The organism is Phyllobacterium sp. P5_D12 (assembly GCF_054049495.1).
The window spans coordinates 1-2,457 of record NZ_JBFUMG010000620.1 but is presented as its reverse complement, the minus strand read 5'-3'; the positions used below and the strand labels follow the sequence as shown (position 1 = coordinate 2,457).

Sequence of the window (2,457 nt, the reverse complement as noted above, 5' to 3'; positions counted from 1 at the left end):
GCGCGATGGTCTATGCCGATCCCTTTTTGAAGAGAAGCAAAAGGGGAATTTCAATGCAGACTTTTTCGAAAATACTCTTGATTACTGCAATGGCCGCCTCGGTGGCGTTTGGCGTGACCTCCATTGCCACCGCCGCACCAAAGACCGATTTCAAAGTTGCTTGGTCGATTTACGTCGGTTGGATGCCGTGGGGTTATGCCGCCGACCATGGCATCGTCAAGAAATGGGCTGATAAGTACGGCATCAAGATCGAGGTCACCCAGTTCAACGACTACGTGGAATCGATGAACCAGTACACTGCTGGCGCCTTCGACGCGGTAACGCTCACGAATATGGACGGTCTCTCGATTCCAGCAGCCGGCGGCGTCGATACGACGGCCGTCATTGTCGGCGACTTCTCGAACGGCAACGATGCTGTAATCCTGAAGGACAAGAGCACACTTGCGGACGTGAAAAGTCAGAATGTCAACCTCGTAGAATATTCCGTTTCGCACTATCTGCTCGCTCGTGCGCTCGACAGCATCAAGCTCTCCGAGCGCGACGTGAAAGTTGTCAACACGTCCGATGCCGATATGGTCGCTGCCTACAAAACCGCGGATGTGACCGCTGTCGTCACCTGGAACCCTCTGGTTTCGACTATCCTCGAGGATCCGACCGCTAAGAAGGTATTCGATAGTTCAGGGATTCCCGGTGAAATCATCGATCTGATGGTCGCCAATACCGGCGTGCTCAAGGACAATCCGAACTTCGGCAAGGCACTCGCCGGCATCTGGTATGAAACTGCAGCGTTGCTGATGGCAGATAGTGACGAAGGCAAGGCCGCTCGCGAGGCGATGGGTTCCGCGTCCGGCACTGATCGGAAGGGTTTCGAATCCCAGCTAGCCGCCACCAAACTCTTCGACCGGCCGGCCGATGCGGTTGAATTCACCGCTTCGCCAAGCCTGCCGAAGACGATGAACCTCGTACGCAACTTCCTGTTTGAGAAAGGACTGCTCGGCAATGGTGCCGCGTCTGCGGACGTCATCGGCATCGAGATGCCGGACGGCAAGGTTCTCGGCGACAGTGGCAATATCAAACTGCGCTTCACCGAGACATACATGAAGGCTGCGGCCGACAGCTCACTCTGAGCGATACCAAGCGCGGCGGGGCTTCGTCCGCGCCGTATCCGTTGCCTCTCAGAGGAGCCATATCCATGCGGTGGATTAATACAAGGCCGGGCAGGGGTGCGCAGCTCACATTGCTGCTGCTGCCATTCGTACTGCTGATTGCCGCCTATTCAGCGGGATCGGTCGCGCGGCTGGCTGAAAATCCCAGTGATAAGCTGCTACCCAATCTTGCCGGTTTTGCCGATGCGATTAATCGCATGGCCTTCCTGCCGGACCCGCGTACCGGCGAATATCTGCTTTGGTCCGACACTGTCGCGAGCCTTATCCGCCTCTTCGCAGGATTGGGCATTTCGACGGTAATGGCTTTGGTCCTTGGCATGGCCATCGGCATGCTGCCCTATCTGAGAGCATTGCTTTCCCCCTTTGTCGCCGTCATCTCCATGGTACCACCGCTTGCGTTACTTCCGATCCTTTTCATCGTCATGGGGCTCGGCGATGCTTCCAAGATCGCGCTGATCGTCATCGGCGTCGCGCCAACAATGGTCCGCGACCTTGCCCTCAAGGCCCTCGAATTACCCCGGGAGCAAATCATCAAGGCTGAAACGCTTGGCGGATCGTCGTGGCAGATCGCACTTCGCGTCGTGCTGCCGCAAATACTGCCTCGGCTTATCACGTGCCTGAGGCTGCAACTCGGTCCCGCCTGGCTCTTCCTTATCGCCGCCGAGGCGATCTCGTCTGACTCCGGCCTTGGTTACCGCATCTTCCTTGTCCGCCGGTATCTGTCGATGGATATCATCTTTCCCTATGTCGTCTGGATCACGCTGCTTGCGGTCGTAACCAACTACATCCTCGATCGCGTCCGTCTTGCTGTCTTCCCATGGTCAGAGTTGGAGAAGCAGGCATGAGCGAACTCATCATCGAGAATGTCTGGAAGGAATATGGCGACCAGATCGTGCTCGAGAACGTATCGCTGACAATCGCATCCCGCGCCTTTGTCGCCCTCGTCGGCCCATCCGGCTGTGGCAAGACGACTTTCCTGCGCATGTTGCTCGGCCAGGAGCGGCCCACCAGGGGCACGATTCTGCTCGACGGCCAACCTATACCGACGGAACCGGGACGGGACCGAGGTGTCGTCTTTCAGCGTTACTCCGTGTTTCCGCATCTGACAGTGCTGGGGAACGTCCTTCTCGGCAAGGAATTTTCTAACGCGCGCTACAAGGCGAAGCTCTTCGGAGCTACGCGGCGCAATGCCGTCGAAGAGGCCCGGCAGCTCATAGGGGAGGTTGGGCTTTCGGGTGCGGAACAGAAATATCCTGCACAGCTTTCAGGCGGCATGCAGCAGCGTCTCGCG

General features: G+C 57.5%; 3 protein-coding genes. All 3 read left to right on the top strand.

Translation table 11 applies throughout. From position 1 onward, the window contains the following. The first annotated feature begins 53 nt into the window (after positions 1 to 53). A complete protein-coding gene (locus ACXJ5O_RS24330; RefSeq protein WP_112551713.1) occupies positions 54 to 1,127 on the top strand; it encodes a putative urea ABC transporter substrate-binding protein in 1,074 nt (357 codons plus the stop codon). A 65-nt stretch (positions 1,128 to 1,192) separates the two neighbouring features. Next, positions 1,193 to 2,011, top strand: a complete 819-nt coding sequence (locus ACXJ5O_RS24325; RefSeq protein ID WP_457302150.1) for an ABC transporter permease — start codon at positions 1,193 to 1,195, stop codon at positions 2,009 to 2,011. Further along, the coding region (locus ACXJ5O_RS24320; RefSeq protein ID WP_457302149.1) for an ABC transporter ATP-binding protein at positions 2,008 to 2,457 on the top strand (450 nt) is incomplete at its 3' end. The genes ACXJ5O_RS24325 and ACXJ5O_RS24320, both read left to right, overlap by 4 nt.